General features: G+C 62.2%; 20 protein-coding genes. 10 read left to right on the top strand and 10 right to left on the bottom strand.

The genetic code is table 11. From position 1 onward, the window contains the following. Nucleotides 1-57: 57 nt before the first annotated feature. The 6 genes from NKL04_RS01040 to NKL04_RS01015 all read left to right on the top strand — a co-directional run bounded on the left by NKL04_RS01040 (nucleotide 58) and on the right by NKL04_RS01015 (nucleotide 4,848). A complete protein-coding gene (locus NKL04_RS01040) occupies nucleotides 58-702 on the top strand; it encodes a 50S ribosomal protein L25/general stress protein Ctc (RefSeq protein ID WP_023686131.1) in 645 nt (214 codons plus the stop codon). A gap of 21 nt (nucleotides 703-723) precedes the next feature. Further along, a complete protein-coding gene (gene pth / locus NKL04_RS01035; protein ID WP_023701571.1) occupies nucleotides 724-1,464 on the top strand; it encodes an aminoacyl-tRNA hydrolase in 741 nt (246 codons plus the stop codon). A gap of 95 nt (nucleotides 1,465-1,559) precedes the next feature. Continuing rightward, a complete protein-coding gene (gene ychF, locus NKL04_RS01030) occupies nucleotides 1,560-2,663 on the top strand; it encodes a redox-regulated ATPase YchF (RefSeq protein WP_023701570.1) in 1,104 nt (367 codons plus the stop codon). Between the two features lie 209 nt (nucleotides 2,664-2,872). Then, a complete protein-coding gene (corA, locus tag NKL04_RS01025; RefSeq protein ID WP_023701569.1) occupies nucleotides 2,873-3,847 on the top strand; it encodes a magnesium/cobalt transporter CorA in 975 nt (324 codons plus the stop codon). Nucleotides 3,848-3,925: 78 nt separating this feature from the next. Next, nucleotides 3,926-4,387 (top strand): MaoC family dehydratase, encoded by a 462-nt coding sequence (locus NKL04_RS01020; protein ID WP_023670033.1) that lies wholly within the window; start codon nucleotides 3,926-3,928, stop codon nucleotides 4,385-4,387. Next, the gene (locus NKL04_RS01015; RefSeq protein WP_023701568.1) at nucleotides 4,384-4,848 is read left to right on the top strand and encodes a MaoC family dehydratase; all 465 of its coding nucleotides are present in this window, start codon (nucleotides 4,384-4,386) and stop codon (nucleotides 4,846-4,848) included. Before NKL04_RS01020 ends, NKL04_RS01015 begins: the two co-directional genes overlap by 4 nt. Before the next feature lie 99 nt (nucleotides 4,849-4,947). Here NKL04_RS01015 and NKL04_RS01010 read toward each other — a convergent pair whose 3' ends face one another. The 5 genes from NKL04_RS01010 to petA all read right to left on the bottom strand — a co-directional run bounded on the left by NKL04_RS01010 (nucleotide 4,948) and on the right by petA (nucleotide 9,651). Continuing rightward, on the bottom strand, nucleotides 4,948-5,493 hold the full coding sequence (locus tag NKL04_RS01010) for an adenine phosphoribosyltransferase (protein ID WP_013529989.1): 546 nt from the start codon (nucleotides 5,491-5,493) through the stop codon (nucleotides 4,948-4,950). Nucleotides 5,494-5,502: 9 nt separating this feature from the next. Further along, nucleotides 5,503-6,648, bottom strand: coding sequence for an alpha-hydroxy acid oxidase (locus tag NKL04_RS01005; protein WP_023821603.1), 1,146 nt, complete (start codon nucleotides 6,646-6,648; stop codon nucleotides 5,503-5,505). A gap of 186 nt (nucleotides 6,649-6,834) precedes the next feature. Continuing rightward, complete coding sequence (locus NKL04_RS01000; protein WP_023670029.1) at nucleotides 6,835-7,707, bottom strand: cytochrome c1; 873 nt, start codon at nucleotides 7,705-7,707, stop codon at nucleotides 6,835-6,837. A gap of 23 nt (nucleotides 7,708-7,730) precedes the next feature. Continuing rightward, nucleotides 7,731-9,074, bottom strand: coding sequence for a cytochrome b (locus NKL04_RS00995; RefSeq protein WP_023683697.1), 1,344 nt, complete (start codon nucleotides 9,072-9,074; stop codon nucleotides 7,731-7,733). Between the two features lie 16 nt (nucleotides 9,075-9,090). After that, a complete protein-coding gene (gene petA / locus NKL04_RS00990; RefSeq protein ID WP_023670027.1) occupies nucleotides 9,091-9,651 on the bottom strand; it encodes a ubiquinol-cytochrome c reductase iron-sulfur subunit in 561 nt (186 codons plus the stop codon). A gap of 259 nt (nucleotides 9,652-9,910) precedes the next feature. On the opposite strand from petA, the gene NKL04_RS00985 reads away from it, so the two are divergent. The 3 genes from NKL04_RS00985 to NKL04_RS00975 are packed head-to-tail and all read left to right on the top strand — an operon-like array spanning nucleotide 9,911 to nucleotide 10,958. After that, nucleotides 9,911-10,186: a type II toxin-antitoxin system Phd/YefM family antitoxin gene (locus NKL04_RS00985; RefSeq protein WP_023701566.1), complete on the top strand. Its 276-nt coding sequence runs from the start codon at nucleotides 9,911-9,913 to the stop codon at nucleotides 10,184-10,186. Further along, entirely contained in the window at nucleotides 10,186-10,608 is a 423-nt protein-coding gene (locus tag NKL04_RS00980; protein ID WP_352594782.1) for a type II toxin-antitoxin system VapC family toxin, read from the top strand. Before NKL04_RS00985 ends, NKL04_RS00980 begins: the two co-directional genes overlap by 1 nt. Nucleotides 10,609-10,613: 5 nt before the next feature. Next, complete coding sequence (locus NKL04_RS00975) at nucleotides 10,614-10,958, top strand: cupin domain-containing protein (RefSeq protein ID WP_023701564.1); 345 nt, start codon at nucleotides 10,614-10,616, stop codon at nucleotides 10,956-10,958. 20 nt (nucleotides 10,959-10,978) lie between these two features. Here the strand turns inward: NKL04_RS00975 and NKL04_RS00970 are convergent, their stop codons facing one another. Genes NKL04_RS00970 through NKL04_RS00950 form a run of 5 tightly spaced genes read right to left on the bottom strand, consistent with a single transcriptional unit; the run spans nucleotide 10,979 to nucleotide 15,993 of the window. Then, the gene (locus NKL04_RS00970) at nucleotides 10,979-11,287 is read right to left on the bottom strand and encodes a DUF6665 family protein (protein WP_023701563.1); all 309 of its coding nucleotides are present in this window, start codon (nucleotides 11,285-11,287) and stop codon (nucleotides 10,979-10,981) included. Between the two features lies 1 nt (nucleotide 11,288). Beyond that, a complete protein-coding gene (locus tag NKL04_RS00965; protein WP_023686138.1) occupies nucleotides 11,289-11,765 on the bottom strand; it encodes a GNAT family N-acetyltransferase in 477 nt (158 codons plus the stop codon). Between the two features lie 3 nt (nucleotides 11,766-11,768). Next, the gene (locus NKL04_RS00960) at nucleotides 11,769-13,652 is read right to left on the bottom strand and encodes an ABC transporter ATP-binding protein (RefSeq protein WP_032997348.1); all 1,884 of its coding nucleotides are present in this window, start codon (nucleotides 13,650-13,652) and stop codon (nucleotides 11,769-11,771) included. A gap of 10 nt (nucleotides 13,653-13,662) precedes the next feature. Continuing rightward, nucleotides 13,663-15,558: an ABC transporter ATP-binding protein gene (locus NKL04_RS00955; protein ID WP_023701561.1), complete on the bottom strand. Its 1,896-nt coding sequence runs from the start codon at nucleotides 15,556-15,558 to the stop codon at nucleotides 13,663-13,665. A 27-nt stretch (nucleotides 15,559-15,585) separates the two neighbouring features. Then, nucleotides 15,586-15,993 (bottom strand): hypothetical protein, encoded by a 408-nt coding sequence (locus NKL04_RS00950; protein WP_023705916.1) that lies wholly within the window; start codon nucleotides 15,991-15,993, stop codon nucleotides 15,586-15,588. A gap of 445 nt (nucleotides 15,994-16,438) precedes the next feature. Between NKL04_RS00950 and NKL04_RS00945 the strand changes: the two genes are divergently transcribed. Next, nucleotides 16,439-16,897, top strand: coding sequence for a tRNA (cytidine(34)-2'-O)-methyltransferase (locus NKL04_RS00945; protein ID WP_023670018.1), 459 nt, complete (start codon nucleotides 16,439-16,441; stop codon nucleotides 16,895-16,897). The last annotated feature ends 81 nt before the right edge of the window (nucleotides 16,898-16,978 follow it).

The raw sequence follows: 16,978 nt of genomic DNA, 5'->3' as shown, positions 1-16,978 counted from the left end.
TTACGGTCCAGGCACACTGCCACCGCAAACGCTCCATAAAACGCGAAAGGAAATGCCATGAGCCACGATACTTACGAGCTCAAGGCCGAAGCGCGCGAACAGGTCGGTAAGGGGTCCGCCCGTGCAGTTCGCCGCAACGGTAAAGTGCCTGCAGTTATCTACGGCGACAGACAGCCTCCCCTGGCGATTGCGCTGAACTACAAGGACGTCTTCTACAAAATCCATGGCGGCGGGTTTTTGACCACGATCGCCACGATCGATGTCGACGGCAAGAAAATCCAGGTTCTGCCCAAGGATTTCCAGCTCGACCCGGTCAAGGATTTCCCGGTCCATGTCGACTTCCTGCGCATCGGCAAGGACACCGAGGTCAACGTCGACGTGCCCGTCCACTTCATCAATGAAGACAAGTCGCCCGGCATCAAACGCGGCGGCGTGCTCAACATCGTGCGTCACGAAGTCGAGTTCCACTGCCCGGCCAATGCGATCCCGGAATTCATCACCGTCGATCTCACCGGCGCCGACATTGGCGATTCGATCCACATCTCGGCGGTTACCTTGCCGGCCGGCGTCAAGCCGGTGATCTCCGATCGCGATTTCACCATCGCGACCATTGCCGGCTCCTCGGCGATGAAGCCGGAGACGGAAGAGACGGCGGAAGCGGCAGCCCCCGAAGCGGCGGCTCCTGCTGCCGAAGAGAAGTAATTTTCGGGCCCGGAGTTCACGATGCTTGTCTTTGCAGGCCTCGGCAATCCGGGCGCGAAATACGCTGATAACCGGCACAATGTCGGCTTCATGGCGGCGGACGCAATTGCCCGCCGCCATTCGTTTTCGCCCTGGTCGAAGAAGTTCCAGGGCCTGATCGCCGAAGGCACGATTGCCGGCGAAAAGATTCTTCTGATCAAGCCGCAGACCTTCATGAACCTGTCGGGACAGCCGGTCGGCGAAGCCCTGCGCTTCTACAAGCTCGGCCCCGAGGCGCTGACCGTCTTTTACGACGAGATCGACCTGCCGGCCGGCAAATTGCGGGTTAAGGTCGGCGGTGGCGCCGGCGGACACAACGGCATCCGTTCGCTCGACCAGCATGTCGGCAAGAACTTTCGCCGCGTGCGCATCGGCGTCGGCCATCCCGGCGTCCGGGAAATGGTGCAGTCCCATGTGCTCGGCGATTTCGCCAAGGCCGACCGCGAATGGCTGGACGTGCTGCTCGACACCATCGCCGACGATGCCGGGCTGCTGGCCAAGGGCGACGACAGTTCTTTCATGAACCGGGTGACGCTGGCCTTGCGCGACAAACTAACGCCAACCGGCGACGACGACCGGCCGCCGCCAAAGGCGCCGAAGGCTGAGGGCCCGAAAGCTCAAAGCCACATCCGCCAGGCACGGCCACAGCAGGCGCCGGCCAAGCTGCCGGAAAGCGGCCCGATGGCCGCCATGCTGAAGAAACTGTTCGGCAAGAAGGACTGAGCGTCGACAGGATCGGGACCGCGGGGCTTGACGTTGCTCACTCCTATCGCCCATAGCCCTCATCAAATTTCTAGTTTCCCGATAGGACCGGACACATGGGTTTCAAATGCGGCATCGTTGGCTTGCCCAACGTCGGCAAGTCGACGCTTTTCAACGCGTTGACCAGGACGGCGGCGGCGCAGGCCGCCAACTATCCGTTCTGCACCATCGAACCGAACACCGGCGAGGTGGCGGTGCCTGATCCGCGGCTGCAGAAGATCGCCGCAATCGCCAAGTCTAAGGAGATCATCCCGACCCGCATCTCCTTCGTCGACATCGCCGGCCTGGTGCGCGGCGCCTCCAAGGGCGAAGGGCTGGGCAACCAGTTCCTCGCCAACATCCGTGAGGTCGACGCCATCGTGCATGTGCTGCGCTGTTTCGAGGATGACGACATCACCCATGTCGAGGGCAAAATCGACCCTGTCGCCGACGCCGATACGGTCGAGACCGAGCTGATGCTCGCCGACCTCGACAGCCTCGAGCGCCGCATCGTGCAGATCCGCAAGCGCGCCGGCAGCAAGGACAAGGAAGCAACCACCGTGCTGCCGATGATGGAGGCAGCACTCGAGCTCCTCCAGGCCGGCAAGCCGACCCGCATCCTGCTCAACGGCATTTCAGCGGAAGACCTGCGCATCCTGCAGGGACTGAACCTCTTGACCTCGCACCCCGTGCTCTATGTATGCAACGTCGCCGAAGCCGACGCCGCCACCGGCAACGAGCACACCAAAGCCGTGGAAAAGATGGCGACCGCGCAAGGCGCCGGCACCGTGGTGATCTCGGCCGCGATCGAGGCCGAAGTCGCCCAGCTCTCCGACGAGGAAGAGATGGAGTTCCTGTCCTCGCTCGGCCTCGACGAGCCTGGCCTCAACAAGGTCATCCGCGCCGGCTACGATCTGTTGCATCTCATCACCTATTTCACCGCCGGGCCGAAGGAGACGCGCGCCTGGACGATCCACAAGGGCGACAAGGCCCCGCAGGCGGCCGGCGTCATCCACACCGATTTCGAGCGCGGCTTCATCCGCGCCCAGACCATCGCCTACAACGACTACATCACGCTAGGCGGCGAAGTGGCGGCCAAGGAAGCCGGCAAGGCGCGCGACGAAGGCAAGGAATATGTGGTCCAGGATGGCGATGTCCTGCTGTTCAAGTTCAACACCTGAGACGCCGAGGCTCTCGCGGCTCGCGCGCTGACGGCGGCCGATCACGGCTTCGTCAAGTGGAGGAGCCGGCATGCCGCTTCGCTTGACTGCCCTTGGCACCGGGTCTATGGCCGTTTGCATGCGACTTGGCCGTCCCCGTGGGAACGGCGGCGCGTGCAAGACCCATCGCTATTAAACGAAACCTTGGGCTCAACCAACGGAGACCGGCGATGATCAAGGCCTTCGTCGTCGACAATGATCGCCTGCGCCTCGCCGACGATCTCGTGGCCAATGGCGATCAGGTCGTCTGGGCCGACCTTCTCAACCCGACCAAGGAAGAAGAAACAACGATCGAGACCTGGCTCGGCGTTGCCATCCCGACGCGCGAGGAGATGGAGGAGATCGAGATTTCGAGCCGCCTCTACATCGAGGACGGCGCCTACTTCATGACCGCCACCTTGCCGGCGCAGACCGAAATCGATGATCCCTTGATGTCACCGGTTACCTTTGTGCTTGCCGGCCCGAGACTGGTCACCATCCGCTATCATGAGCCGAAGGCGTTCAAGACCTTCCCCCTGCGCGCCGAGAAGGTGGCGACAGGCTGCACCACCGGCAACACCATCCTGATCGGCCTGCTGGAGGCGATCGTCGATCGCCTAGCCGATATTCTCGAACGCGCCGGCCGTGACATCGAGACGATCTCGCGCGACATCTTCGAGGCGCGGTCGACCAAGGTGAACAAGCGCAATCGCGATTTCCAGGAACTGCTCAAGGCCATAGGCCGCAAGGAAGACATTGCCTCCTCGATCCGCGACAGCCTGATCTCGCTGCAGCGCCTCACCGGCTTCCTTGCCCACGTCGCGACCCAGATCAAGATGAGCAAGGACGTCCGCGCCCGCATCAAGACAGTATCGCGCGACGTGCTGTCGCTCGCCGACCATGCCACCTTCCTGTCGCAGAAGATCTCGTTCCTGCTCGACGCGACGCTCGGCATGATCTCGATCGAGCAGAACGCCATCATCAAGATCTTCTCGGTCGCCGCCGTCATCTTCCTGCCGCCGACGCTGGTGGCTTCGATCTACGGCATGAATTTCGACGTCATCCCGGAGCTGAAATGGGAGCTCGGCTATCCCTTCGCCATCGGCCTGATGATCCTGTCGGCGATCCTGCCGTTCTGGTATTTCCGCCGCCGCGGCTGGTTGTAGGCCCAATAGAATTCGCTTGACCAAACGCCGCCCGGACGGCATCCGGATGCCCGGTGATCGTACAACCGGATTGAGATCATGACCGCAAAAAGCTGGGCCTACGAGGATTTCACCGAGGGCGCATCGATCGACCTCGGCGCCAAGCAGGTGAGTGCGGCCGAAATCATCGAATTCGCCACCGAATTCGACCCGCAGCCGATGCATCTCGACGAAGCCGCCGGCAAGGCCAGCATCCTTGGCGGCTTGGCCGCCTCCGGCTGGCACACCTGCGCGATCTTCATGCGCATGCTGTGCGACGCCTTCCTGCTCGACTCGACCGCGCAAGGCGCGCCCGGCATCGACCAGGTCAAATGGAAGAAGCCGGTGCTGGCCGGCGACACACTGGCCGGCAGCACCAGCGTGCTTGCCAGGCGCCTGTCGAAATCCAGGCCTCAGCTCGGCCTCGTCACCTTGCGCAGCGAACTGTTCAACCAGCGCGGTGAAAGCGTCTTCGAACTTGAGAACACTGTCATGTTCTTGACCCGCGAGGCCGGCGCATGAGCCTCGACGCGTTCTTCCGCATCGGCGATACCATCAACCTCGGTTCGCACACATTCGAAACCGAGGCGATCAAGGCGTTCGCCTGCAAATACGATCCACAGATCTTTCATGTCGACGAGGAGGCGGCGAAGAAAAGCGTGTTCGGCCGCCTCTGCGCCTCAGGCTGGCACACCGCGGCCACCTGGATGAAGCTCAATCTCAAAAATCCTATGGACGCTTCTCAATGGACCGGACCCGGCCCGGTACCAGAATTCGGCCCCTCCCCCGGCTTCAGGAACCTGAAATGGCCAAAGCCGGTCTATGCCGGCGAAACCGTCACCTTCACCCGCACGGCCGTCTCCCACCGCCCGCTGGCCAATCGCCCCGGCTGGCGGCTGCTCGCGCTGCGCTCGGAAGGATTCGATTCGACGGGCGACAAGGTGCTGGAGTTCGACAGCGCGGTGCTGGTGAAGGCTGGGTAGGGCTAGGTTTAGGCAGTAGGGATTAGGCAGCAGTGGGTGCTGCGCCTTGCACGGAATGCGGAGCTTCCTCCCTACTCCCTACTCCCTACTCCCTACTCCCTAATGCCCCTCAAACCCGATCAACGTCCGCACCGGCACGCCCAGCGCTTCGAGCTTCGCCCGTCCGCCGAGATCCGGCAGGTCGATGACGAAGCACGCGGCAAGAATATCGGCGCCGATCTGCCTCAGCAGCTTGACCGCCGCCTCCGCCGTGCCGCCGGTCGCGATCAGGTCGTCAACCAGGATCACCTTCTCGCCCGGCGCAACGCCGTCCTTGTGCATCTCCATCTCGTCCAGCCCGTATTCCAGGCTGTAGGCGACGCGTACCGTCTCGTAAGGCAGCTTGCCCTTCTTGCGGATCGGCACGAAACCGGCCGAAAGCTGGTGCGCGACCGCACCGCCGAGGATGAAGCCGCGTGCCTCGATGCCGGCGATCTTGTCGATCTTCTGCCCGGCATAGGGATGCACCAGCTCGTCGATGGCGCGGCGGAAGGCGCGCGCATTGCCGAGCAAAGTGGTGATGTCGCGAAACAGGATGCCGGGCTTGGGGTAGTCCGGAATGGTGCGGATCGCGGCGAGCAGCGTGTCTTCGAGCGAGGATTTCATGGGTCGAGATTACCTGAAACGGAGGTTGTTGCGCGACAATTGTTCGATCGAACTGCAGCCCATCAGCTTCATGCCGCGCTCGATCTCGATCCGCATCTGCTCCAGCGCCCGCTCGACGCCCGGCTGTCCGGCCGCCGCTAGCGGGAACAGGTAATAGCGGCCGACGCCAACAGCCTTGGCGCCGAGCGACAGCGCCTTCAGCACATGGGTGCCGCGCTGCACGCCGCCATCCATGATGACGTCTATTCTGTCGCCGACGGCATCGACGATCTCGGCCAACTGGTCGAACGCCGCCCGCGAGCCGTCCAGCTGCCGGCCGCCATGGTTGGACAGCACAATGCCGCTGCAGCCGATCTCGACGGCGCGCTTGGCATCCTCCACCGACATGACGCCCTTGAGACAGAACGGACCTCCCCACAGTCTGACCATCTCGGCAACATCGTCCCAGGTCATCGACGGATCGAGCATCTCGGTGAAGTAGCGGCTGATCGACATCGTGCCGCCGCCCATGTCGACATGCTCGTCGAGCTGCGGCAGCTTGAACCCCTCATGGGTGAAATAGTTGATTGCCCAGCCCGGCTTCAGCGCGAACTGCAGCATGCCGGCAAGGTTGAGCTTGAAGGGGATGGCAAAGCCGGTGCGCTTGTCGCGCTCGCGGTTGCCTCCGGTGATGCTGTCGACGGTCAGCATCATCACTTCGACTCCAACCGCTTTCGCCCGCTGCATCATCGCCCGGTTGAGGCCGCGATCCCGGTGGAAATAGAACTGGTAGACCTGCGGGCTGCTGGTGATCTTGCGCGCTTCCTCAAGACTGACAGTGCCGAGCGAGGACACGCCGAACATCGTGCCGAATTTGGCCGAAGCCTTGGCCACCGCGCGCTCGCCTTGATGATGGAACAGCCGCTGCAAGGCGGTCGGCGAGCAATAGACGGGCATGGCCAGCTTCTGGCCCATCACCGTCACCGACATGTCGATCTCGCTTACCCCGCGCAGCACGTTGGGAACGAGGTCGCAGCGCTCGAAGCTCTCGGTGTTGCGGCGATAGGTGACCTCGTCGTCGGCCGCGCCATCGATGTAGTTGAAGATTGGCCCAGGCAACCGCTGCTGGGCCATGCGCCGGAAATCGGAAAAGTTGTGACAGTCGCGTAGCCGCATCATCGATCCCAAATGCCCCTTTAGCCCGCGATCCGCCGGGCGCGCGTGCAATACCAATCGCATGGCGCCGTGCCAACGGACTTCTTACTGGACGGCTGCTGCGCCAAGATGCGAACCATGCCCGGTTTGGCAAGCAAAAAGGGCGTCCGAAGACGCCCTTTCCATTTCCGAGGAATAAGATGCGGCTTAGTGCGCCACGCCTTCCCACACCTTGCGCTTGGTCAGATACATCAGCGCCCCGAACAGAAGCAGAAACACCAGCACGCGGAAGCCGGTCTTCTTGCGGTCTTCCATATGCGGCTCGGCCGCCCACATCAGGAACGCCGAGACGTCGCGCGAATACTGGTCGATCGTCTGCGGCGAACCGTCATCGTAGGTCACCTGGCCGTCGGAGAGCGGCTTGGGCATCTTCAGCGACACGCCGGACATGAAGTATGGATTGTAGTGGGTGCCTTCGGGGATCACCATGCCGGCAGGTGGCGTCTCGTCGTAGCCGGTCAGCAGCGAATGGATGTAGTCCGGGCCGCCCTGCGCATATTGCGTGAAGATATCGAAGACGAAGCGCGGGAAGCCGCGCTCGACGCCGCGCGCCTTGGCTAGCAGCGACATATCCGGTGGGGCAGCGCCGCCGTTGGAAGCGGCAGCCGCCTCCTCATTGGCGAACGGCGCCGGGAAATGGTCGGACGGCTTGCCCGGGCGGTCGAACATGTCCCCGGCATCGTTGGGTCCATCATGGATGGTGTACTCGGCCGACAGGGACTTGATCTGCGCTTCCGAATAGCCGAGGTCCTCCAGCGTGCGGAACGCCACCAAATTCATCGAGTGGCAGGCCGAGCAGACTTCCTTGTAGACCTTCAAGCCACGCTGCAGCTGCGCCTTGTCGTAGGTGCCGAACGGACCGGCAAAAGTCCAGTCCATCTCCTTCGGCTCGTGGATCGGGAAATGCGTCGGTGCCGCCGCGTTGTGCGCCTCTTCAGCGGCGATCGCCACACTGCCGACGGCTCCGATGCCAGCGGCAAACACGCCTAGCAGGGCGAGCGAGGTGAGAATCTTTTTCATGCCAAATCCCCTTAGATTCTCACTCAGCCTTTGGTTTCCGGCGCGGCGGTCGCACCGGCCGGATGTCCCCCTCCGGCACCCTTGTTCTTCTCCAGCACCGCCTCGGTGATCGAATTCGGCAGTCTGCGTGGCGTCTCGATCAGGCCAAGCACCGGCAGGATGACGAGGAAGAAGGCGAAGTAGAACAGTGTCGCCGCTTGAGCGTAGCCAACGTAGTTGCCCGAGACCTCACCTATCAGGAGGGTCAACAGACCGCCACCTTCCGCCGGCTGCGAGCCAAGCCAGCCAAGCAGGACAGCGTCGGCGACGAACAGCCAGAAGAACAGCTTGTACCAGGGCCGGTAGACCGCCGAGCGCACCTTGGAGGTGTCGAGCCACGGCACCAGGAACAGCATGACGATGGCGCCGAACATGCACAGCACGCCACCGAGCTTGGAGTTGATCGGCCCGATGTTGAAGGTGATCGCGCGCAGGATCGCGTAGAACGGCAGGAAGTACCATTCCGGCACGATGTGGGCCGGCGTCTTCAGCGGGTTGGCGATCGTGTAATTGTCCGGATGGCCGAGAAAGTTCGGCAGGTAGAAGACGAAATAGGCGAAGAAGAACAGGAACACGATCATGCCGAATGCATCCTTGATGGTCGCATAGGGCGTAAAGGCAACGGTGTCGGTTTTCGATTTCACCTCGATGCCGGTCGGGTTCGACTGGCCGACCACATGCAGCGCCCAGACGTGCAGCACGACGACGCCGGCAATCATGAACGGCAGCAAATAGTGCAGCGCAAAGAAGCGGTTGAGCGTCGGGTTGTCGACGGCGAAACCGCCGAGCAGCAGTTCCTGGATCCAGTTTCCGACCAGCGGAATGGCGCTGAAGAAGCCGGTGATGACGGTGGCGCCCCAGAAGCTCATCTGACCCCAGGGCAGCACATAGCCCATGAAGCCGGTCGCCATCATCAGCAGATAGATGATGCAGCCGAGGATCCACAGCAGCTCGCGCGGCGCCTTGTAGGAGCCGTAATAAAGCCCGCGGAAGATGTGGATGTAGACGGCGACGAAGAAGAACGAGGCGCCGTTGGAATGCATGTAGCGCAACAGCCAACCGGAATTGACGTCGCGCATGATCTTCTCGACCGAATTGAAGGCGAGATTGGTGTCGGCGGTATAGTGCATGGCGAGCACGATACCGGTCAGGATCTGCGCCACCAGCATGATCGTGAGGATGCCGCCGAAGGTCCACGCATAGTTGAGGTTGCGCGGCACCGGATAAGCGATGAAGCTGTCATAGATCATGCGCGGCAGCGGCATGCGGGCGTCGAACCAGCGTTCGATACCGGTCTTGGGCGTATAGGTCGAGTGTCCCTCGCTCATCGAAATATCCCCTGCCTCAACCGATAAGGATTTTGGTATCGGAAATGAACTTGAATACCGGCACGGCCATGTTTTCCGGCGCCGGGCCTTTACGGATGCGGCCGGCGGTATCGTACACCGAACCGTGGCACGGGCAGAACCAGCCGCCGAAATCGCCTTCCTGGCCAAGCGGAATGCAGCCCAGATGCGTGCAAACCTGCACCATCACCATCCAGGCTTCCTTGCCGGGCGTGGTGCGGTTGGCGTCGGTCGCCGGCGCATCGGCGGGCAGATTGGCGTTGCGGGCAATAGGATCCTTGAGGTCGGCAAGGTTCACGGCCTCGCCGTCCTTCATCTCCTGCTCGGTGCGGTTGCGCACCACGACCGGCTTGCCGCGCCATTTGACGATCAGCGACATGCCAGGCGTCAGCGAGGCGACGTCGACCTCGACCGAGGCCAGCGCCAGCGTCGAGGCATCGGGGCGCATCTGGTCGATGAAGGGCCAGGCAACGGCGCCTGCGCCAACCACTGCGGCCATGCCGGTGGCGACGTAGAGAAAATCACGACGGTTGGGATCCTGGGTGTCGGTTGCGCTCACGGGTGCCTGATCCTTTCGCCTCTTCCGAGCCGGCGGCCGAGCTTTGTCCCCGCTCCATCGCGCCGGCCCGACAGCGCATGGCGAACAAGCTAGCGAATTCCTCCGGCATTTGGATTTCGGTTTATGCGTGAAGCCCGTTTTTGTCCAGCGGGCTGAGGCCACAAGGGCAGATTGTCGCGGGCGTTCCGCACGAAGAGAAATTTGACGAGCTTGGCCGAATGTAGCAATATGTCTACATCTTCCGGATGGAGGTGTTGATATGAATATCTCGACGAAGACGATAACCATCATGTCGAGCCGTGAATTCAACCAGGACACGGCGCATGCCAAACGGGCAGCCAAGAACGGGCCGGTCATCATTACCGACCGCGGCAAGCCCTCCCATGTGCTGATGTCGATGGAGGAATATCAGCGTTTAGAGAAGAAGCCGAGAAGCCTCGCGGACGCGATTGCCGATGATCGCCCCGAAGCAGATTTCGACTGGGAACCACCTCGCCTGGAAGGACCGTTTTTCAAGATTCCCGAACTCGACTGATGTTCATTCTTGACACCAATGTCGTTTCGAATCTGCGTCGTCGGGACAAGGCCGATCGCAACGTTTTGGCCTGGTCAGAGACCCACGACATCGCCAGCTTTTTCATGTCGGTCATTTCGATCCTGGAACTCGAAATCGGAACATTGCTCTTGTCGAGGAAGGATACTCGCCAGGCCACCACGTACCGTGAGTGGTTGGATCAGACACTCATTCCACAGTTTGACGACCGGATATTGAGCATAGACACGGCTGTTGTCGTGCGTTGCGCAAACCTCCACGTTCCCGATCCAAAGCCGGAGCGCCACGCCCTCATAGCCGCTACCGCGCTCGTCAAAAACTTGACAGTCGTGACTCGCAACACCAAGGATTTTGAAGGCACCGGCGTGAAGCTTTTCAACCCTTGGATACCGACGAAGGGTTAGAGGCTATGGCACACATCATCGACCGCGAGACCTGGACCAGGACGCCCGGCCGCTGGCAGGGCGAACTGCAATGCGGCGCCTACGGCTCCAACTCCTGCCTGATTTTCAACTATCAGGAAGAGATTGGCGGCGGCCCGCGCCTGCACACGCATCCCTATTGTGAGATATTCATCATCCGGCAAGGCACCGGCCTGTTCACGATCGGCGACCAGCAGATCGAGGCCACGGCCGGCCAGATCCTGATCGTGCCGCCCGATACGCCGCACAAATTCACCAATCTTGGCCCAGGCCCGTTCGAAACGACCGACATCCACGAAAACGGCAGCTTCATCACCGAATGGCTGGAATGAATTTTGCCGGCTGATGACCTCTAGCTTGCACCGAGCCTGACCAGCACGGCCCTTGGGATATCGTATTCGCGGATGACCGACTCATGCCGGCGCAGGCCGCAGAGTTCACGCTGGATGAAATAGGCGTGCACCGCTGCGGCAGCCTCCTTGAGCAGCCGCGGTCGCTGCTCCTCGTCGTCGTTGTTCTGACGGAGCTTGGCCAGCGTTTCCTCGACCCGTTGGCCGGCACGGCCGAGCGCTGCGGCCTTTTCAGCCAGTATCTCATGGCCGAGGGCGTCGAACGCGGCTTCGGCAGCCGAGGCGCCTAGGGATGGCGGATGCAGTGACATCTCAGCCTCCTTTTCTGTCTTGAGAGAGCATCATGCGGTGCGTGACGAATTCTTCGCTCACCACCGGCTGGAAACCAAGCCGTTCATAGAACCCAAAGGCTTCTTGTGGCGCGCGGGTATTCAGCACGGCAAAATGCTGACGTGCCCTGTCAATGACGGTCTCGACCAGCATGCGGCCAATGCCGCTGCGGCGATGACGCGCGCTGACGAACAGGTGCCTGACCCGGCCGTGGTCCCTGCCTTCGAAATAAGGATCGATGTTCAACCCGCACACACCAGCGAGTTCTCGGCCATGCCATGCGCCAAACAGCGCCTCGCCTCGTTTCAGGAACTTGTTGCGGCCGCCTGCCCAGCCATCCGCCAGACGCACCAGCATCCAGTAGCCCTCCAGCCGGCTCTCCTCCTTCAGCGCGTCGAAGGCCGGCGCGGTTGGCCGCAGCCGCTTGAGGACGTAGCCGATATCAGGCGACGCTGCCATGCCCTACTCCGCCGGCCGCGCCTCTTCCAGCACGCTTTCCTCGTGGTAGAGGAAGCCGCCGGACTGCCGCTTCCACAGCCGCGCATAGAGCCCGTCGAGCGCCACCAGCTCGTCATGCGTGCCCTGTTCGACGATGCGGCCTCCGTCCAGCACCACAAGACGGTCGAGCGCGGCGATGGTCGACAGCCGGTGCGCTATGGCGATGACCGTCTTGTTCTCCATCAGCCTGGCCAGATTCTCCTGGATCGCCGCCTCGATGTCGGAATCGAGCGCCGAGGTCGCCTCGTCGAGGATCAGGATCGGCGCATCCTTGAGGAAGACGCGGGCGATCGCGACGCGCTGGCGCTGGCCGCCCGACAGTTTCACGCCGCGCTCGCCGACAAAAGCCTCGTAGCCGGTACGGTCCCGGTTGTCGCGCAGGCCCAATATGAACTCGTGCGCCTCGGCCTTCTTCGCCGCCGCGATCACCTCGGCGTCAGTTGCATCCGGCATGCCGAGCTTGATGTTGTCGCGTAGCGAGCGGTGGAACAGCGCCGTGTCCTGGCTGACCACGCCGATATTGGCGCGCAGCGAGTTCTGCGTCACCTCGGCGACGTCTTGCCCGTCGATCAGGATTTTCCCGCTCTCGAGGTCGTAGAGGCGCAGGATGAGATTGGCTGAGGTCGTCTTGCCCGCACCGGACGGCCCGACCAGCCCGACCTTCTCGCCAGGCTTGACCACAAGGTCGATGCCATTCAGCACGCCAAAACCCTTGCCGTAGTGGAACTCGACATTCTTCACCTCGATGCGGCCGCCGGCGACGACAAGCTCTTTCGCATCCGGCGCATCGACAAGGCCAAGCGGCTGCGAGATCAGCGCCTTGGAGTTCTCCAGCACGCCGAGATTTCGCAAAATGCCGTTGAGCTGCATCATCACGCGCCCGAGCAGCATGTTGAGCCGCAAGACCAGCGACAGCGTGAACGCGACGGCGCCGACGGTGATCGACCCTTCGACCCAGAGATAGACGGCAAAGCAGCCAATCGCGGTGATCATGATGCCCGACAGCGTCGTCAGCGCCATGCGCACGCCGGTCAGCCGGCGGGTGAAGGGCCGTAGTGCATCGAGATAGATGTCGAAGCCGTTCTTGATGTAGCGGTCGTCGCCGTCGGCCGAGAATAGCTTCAGCGTCTGCACGTTGGAATAGGAATCGATGATGCGCCCATTGATCATCGAGCCCGCTTCAGCCGTGGCCTCGGCATGCCTGCGGATCGAGGGCAGATAGAGCTTGGCCAGCCAGGCGAAAGCGAGAATCCAGATCACCACCAGCACGGCCAGGCGCAGATCCAGCCCGGCGACCAGCGCCAAGGTCGTCACCGTATAGATGAGCATGAACCAGATGACCTCGATGAAGCTCTCCATCAGGTCGCCGGTCGCCTGCCCCGCCTGCCAGACTTTTGTCGCGATACGGCCGGCGAAATCGTTCTGGAAGAAAGTGTAGGACTGCCGCGACACATGCCGGTGCGCCTGCCAGCGCACCAGATTGTAGAAGCCCGGCGTGATCGTCTGTTCGTTGACCAGCGCCGACAGGCCGACGACGACTGTGCGGATGACCGCCACCACGACGATCATGAACACCAGTTCAGGACCGGCGGCGGTCCACAGCGCATTCCAGCTGCGCTCGCCAGGAAGCTGGTCGAGAATATCGACCAGCCGCCCGACGAAGTAGAACAGCCCGGCCTCGATCAGCGGCGCGATGCCGCCGATGACCAGCATGGCGAAGAAGGCGAACTTCGCCTGGCCGACATAGTGCCAGAGGAAGCCGCCGACGCTTGGCGGTGGCCGAAGGTCCGCCGGCTCCCTGAACGGATAGACCCAGTCCTCGAACCAGCGATAGACGGCTGTCATCATGCTGACGTCATCACTCTGCGGCTTCACCCTTCACGCCGATGTCGTTGGCAACAGCGTCATTGGCGGCATCGACCGGACCGTCATCGAGCAGGAACCCGCCCGACTGGCGCTGCCAGAGCTGCGCGTAGAGCCCGCCGCTGGCGACGAGTTCCTCGTGCGACCCCTCCTCGATGACACGGCCCTTGTCGAGGACGACGAGCCTGTCCATTGCCGCGATGGTCGACAGCCGGTGCGCAATGGCGATGACGGTCTTGCCTTGCATGAGCTTGTAGAGATTCTCCTGGATGGCGGCCTCGGCTTCGGAATCCAGCGCCGACGTCGCTTCGTCAAGGATAAGTATCGGTGCGTCCTTCAACATAACGCGAGCAATGGCGATGCGTTGCCGCTGGCCGCCGGACAATTTGACGCCGCGGTCGCCGACATGAGCGTCGAGCCCTTTACGTCCGGTGTGATCCGAAAGCCTGCCGATAAACTCCAGCGCCTCGGCCCGCCCGGCTGCCTCGACAAGCATTTCCTCCGTCGCATCGGGCCGCCCGTAAAGAATGTTGTCGCGCACCGAACGATGCAGCAGCGAAGTGTCCTGCGTCACCATGCCGATCTGCGCGCGCAACGAATCCTGCGTCACCGAAGCGATCTCCTGGCCGTCGATCAGGATCCGGCCGTTCTCGAGGTCGTAGAACCGCAACAGGAGATTGACCAGCGTCGACTTGCCCGCACCCGAGCGCCCGACAATGCCGACTTTCTCGCCGGGCTTCACCGTCAGCGACAGGTTCTCGATGACGCCCTTCTGCTTGCCATAGTGGAAACGAATGTCGTCGAAGCGGATCTCGCCCTTGGTGACGGCAATGTCCTTCGCCCCCGGCCGGTCTTCAACCAGGCGCGGCAGCGAGATCGAGGCGATGCCGTCTTGCACCGTGCCGATGTTCTCGAACAGGCTCGACATTTCCCACATGATCCACTGCGACATGCCCCACATACGGAGCACGAGGCCGATGACCACGGCGACGGCGCCGATCGTCACCGCCTGGCCGAGCCACAGCCACAGCGCCGTCGCCGTCACCGAAAACAGGAGCAGCGCGTTGAGGATATAGAGCAGGCCGTAAAGCACCGTCACCAGCCGCATCGACCGGTAGACCGTGTCGAGGAAGCCTGCCATGCCTTCTCTCGCGAACGTTGCTTCGCGCCGTGCATGGGAAAACAACTTGACCGTCTGGATGTTGGTGTAGCTGTCGACGACGCGGCCGGTCATAGTCGAGCGCGCATTGGCCTGCGCCTCCCCGACCTTGCCCAGCTTCGGGATGATATAGCGCAACAACCCGATATAGCCGAGCAGCCAGACGCCGAGAGGTGCCGCCAGCCGCAAGTCGGCCGAGCCGACGATGAACAGCATGCCGAGGAAATAGACGATTACGTAATTGAGCACCTCGATCACCTTGATGACGCATTCGCGCACGGCGAGTGCCGTCTGCATCAGCTTGGTGGCGATGCGGCCGGCGAATTCGTCCTGGTAGAAGCTCATCGACTGCTTCAAGAGATAACGATGCACCTGCCATCGGATGCGCATGGGGTAGTTCCCCATCAGCGTCTGCTGGTTGAGCAAAGAATGCAGCCATACTGTACCTGGCAGCGCGAACAGCACGACGAAGGCCATGCCGGCGAGCTTCCAGCTCTCGGTCTGCAGGAAGGTTTCGCGGTTCTGCCCGGACAGCCAGTCGACGATGTGGCCCATGAAGCCGAACATCCACACCTCCGCGATGGCAATCGCCGTCACCAGCACCGCGTCGACGATGATGTATGGCCAGGCGCCGCGCGTATAGTGCACGCAGAAGGCAACCAGCGTCTTCGGCGGCTCGACCGGTTCCGCTGCGGGGAACGGATCGAGCCTTCTTTCAAACCAGCTAAACATAGTGATGCTCACAAAACTTTTGTCCGCTCATGCGGCGCGGGAAAAATCCCCGGGGCGCTCCGCGTCCCCAGACCGTACGTCGGCGGGGACCGACGGCCCGGAATCACCCGGGCCATCGGTCCTGCTTCGCGCAATATAGGGACTTGCGGGCTTTTCACCGACAGAAGCCTTCGACTGAGCTGACGGCACGCCGCCGCCAGTCCGGTTTTTCGCGCCCGGCCGGATCAGCCGGATGATCCGGCGCACCAGCGACGGCCGGCTGTGGTCAGGAACCGCACGCGAGAAATCGACATCCGGCAACATGCCGCGATGCGGACGCCGGCGCGTCTCGGCGTGAACCGCCGACGAATAGGTCTCGCCGACCAGCAACGCCCAGGTCGCCGTCTTGCGTTCGTGCAGGCTTCTTGAACCCGGTATCTTATAGGGATCGAACATCGGTCCGTCCTCCGTGTGAGAATAGACATAAAAAGGCGAAGCAATGTCGTGCGCCGGCATTCGGCCGGAGGCACGGATTGCATCCGTGGGGACACGAGGATTGGCCTCGGTCGCGACATGCTCAGCTGGGGCTCTAGGCCCCTTTAACCGGTTGAAAAACATCGCAGGATTCCTTCAAGAGCCGAAAATTGGGTTCGGCGGGAATCGGTGCGATCAGATCTAAGAAATCAGGTAAATCGTCGTACCGAAACGGCCGGCAGGCAGGTAAGCCCACGGGAGGGGCGCAGGATGTGCATGGTCATCATGAAATACCCCTCCATCGGTTCGGGTTGACAATGCCTGCGGTATAATCGACTTCGCAGAAAATGGCCACCCGCAGGTCCAGCAATTTCCAAAACCAGCCACCCGCTGTGGCCGATCTGCCACTTATTAGAAAGACGCGGAAATGAACCACCGTCTCCGCATCGCCCTCTACCAGCCTGACATCGCCGGCAACACCGGAACAATCCTGCGCTTCGCCGCCTGCCTCGGCCTTGGCGTCGACATTATCGAACCAGCCGGCTTTCCGCTCTCCGACAAAGCGCTCAAGCGCGCCGGGATGGACTACCTCGAAATGGCTGCCCTGACCCGGCATGTCGACTGGAACGCCTTCGAGGATTGGCGCAAGGGCCAAGCCTGCCGGCTGGTGCTGCTCACCACCAAAGCCGCGACCCCCTATACGGGCTTCAGCTTCGCCCAAGGCGACATCCTGCTGTTCGGCCGCGAATCCGCCGGCGTGCCGGATCCTGTCCATCAGGCGGCGGATGCGCGGCTGACGATCCCGATGCAGCCGGGCACGCGCAGCATCAACGTCGCGCTGTCCGTCGCCATGGTCGCCGGTGAAGCCATCCGGCAGCTCGGCTAGAACCTTCAACGCGTTGTCGTCATCGCCAACGGCCCTTGCGTCTTGCATCATTCTCACCCAGGCGCACATCGCCTTCTCCTC

This window comes from Mesorhizobium sp. C264A, from assembly GCF_040324515.1.
In the GTDB taxonomy this organism is placed as follows: Bacteria; Pseudomonadota; Alphaproteobacteria; order Rhizobiales; family Rhizobiaceae; genus Mesorhizobium.
This window is presented reverse-complemented; position numbering and strand designations above follow the sequence as displayed.

What these genes read in the sequence shown, in the direction of transcription:
- NKL04_RS00995 (WP_023683697.1), bottom strand. Translation starts at nt 9,074, where the DNA reads ATGAGCGAGGGACACTCGACCTATACGCCCAAGACCGGTATCGAACGC.
- NKL04_RS00965 (WP_023686138.1), bottom strand. Translation starts at nt 11,765, where the DNA reads ATGGCAGCGTCGCCTGATATCGGCTACGTCCTCAAGCGGCTGCGGCCA.
- NKL04_RS01000 (WP_023670029.1), bottom strand. Translation starts at nt 7,707, where the DNA reads ATGAAAAAGATTCTCACCTCGCTCGCCCTGCTAGGCGTGTTTGCCGCT.
- NKL04_RS01010 (WP_013529989.1), bottom strand. Translation starts at nt 5,493, where the DNA reads ATGAAATCCTCGCTCGAAGACACGCTGCTCGCCGCGATCCGCACCATT.
- pth (WP_023701571.1), top strand. Translation starts at nt 724, where the DNA reads ATGCTTGTCTTTGCAGGCCTCGGCAATCCGGGCGCGAAATACGCTGAT.
- NKL04_RS01040 (WP_023686131.1), top strand. Translation starts at nt 58, where the DNA reads ATGAGCCACGATACTTACGAGCTCAAGGCCGAAGCGCGCGAACAGGTC.
- NKL04_RS00960 (WP_032997348.1), bottom strand. Translation starts at nt 13,652, where the DNA reads ATGATGACAGCCGTCTATCGCTGGTTCGAGGACTGGGTCTATCCGTTC.
- NKL04_RS00975 (WP_023701564.1), top strand. Translation starts at nt 10,614, where the DNA reads ATGGCACACATCATCGACCGCGAGACCTGGACCAGGACGCCCGGCCGC.
- NKL04_RS00945 (WP_023670018.1), top strand. Translation starts at nt 16,439, where the DNA reads ATGAACCACCGTCTCCGCATCGCCCTCTACCAGCCTGACATCGCCGGC.
- NKL04_RS01020 (WP_023670033.1), top strand. Translation starts at nt 3,926, where the DNA reads ATGACCGCAAAAAGCTGGGCCTACGAGGATTTCACCGAGGGCGCATCG.
- NKL04_RS00970 (WP_023701563.1), bottom strand. Translation starts at nt 11,287, where the DNA reads ATGTCACTGCATCCGCCATCCCTAGGCGCCTCGGCTGCCGAAGCCGCG.
- corA (WP_023701569.1), top strand. Translation starts at nt 2,873, where the DNA reads ATGATCAAGGCCTTCGTCGTCGACAATGATCGCCTGCGCCTCGCCGAC.
- ychF (WP_023701570.1), top strand. Translation starts at nt 1,560, where the DNA reads ATGGGTTTCAAATGCGGCATCGTTGGCTTGCCCAACGTCGGCAAGTCG.
- NKL04_RS01015 (WP_023701568.1), top strand. Translation starts at nt 4,384, where the DNA reads ATGAGCCTCGACGCGTTCTTCCGCATCGGCGATACCATCAACCTCGGT.
- NKL04_RS01005 (WP_023821603.1), bottom strand. Translation starts at nt 6,648, where the DNA reads ATGCGGCTACGCGACTGTCACAACTTTTCCGATTTCCGGCGCATGGCC.
- NKL04_RS00985 (WP_023701566.1), top strand. Translation starts at nt 9,911, where the DNA reads ATGAATATCTCGACGAAGACGATAACCATCATGTCGAGCCGTGAATTC.
- NKL04_RS00950 (WP_023705916.1), bottom strand. Translation starts at nt 15,993, where the DNA reads ATGTTCGATCCCTATAAGATACCGGGTTCAAGAAGCCTGCACGAACGC.
- NKL04_RS00955 (WP_023701561.1), bottom strand. Translation starts at nt 15,558, where the DNA reads ATGTTTAGCTGGTTTGAAAGAAGGCTCGATCCGTTCCCCGCAGCGGAA.
- NKL04_RS00980 (WP_352594782.1), top strand. Translation starts at nt 10,186, where the DNA reads ATGTTCATTCTTGACACCAATGTCGTTTCGAATCTGCGTCGTCGGGAC.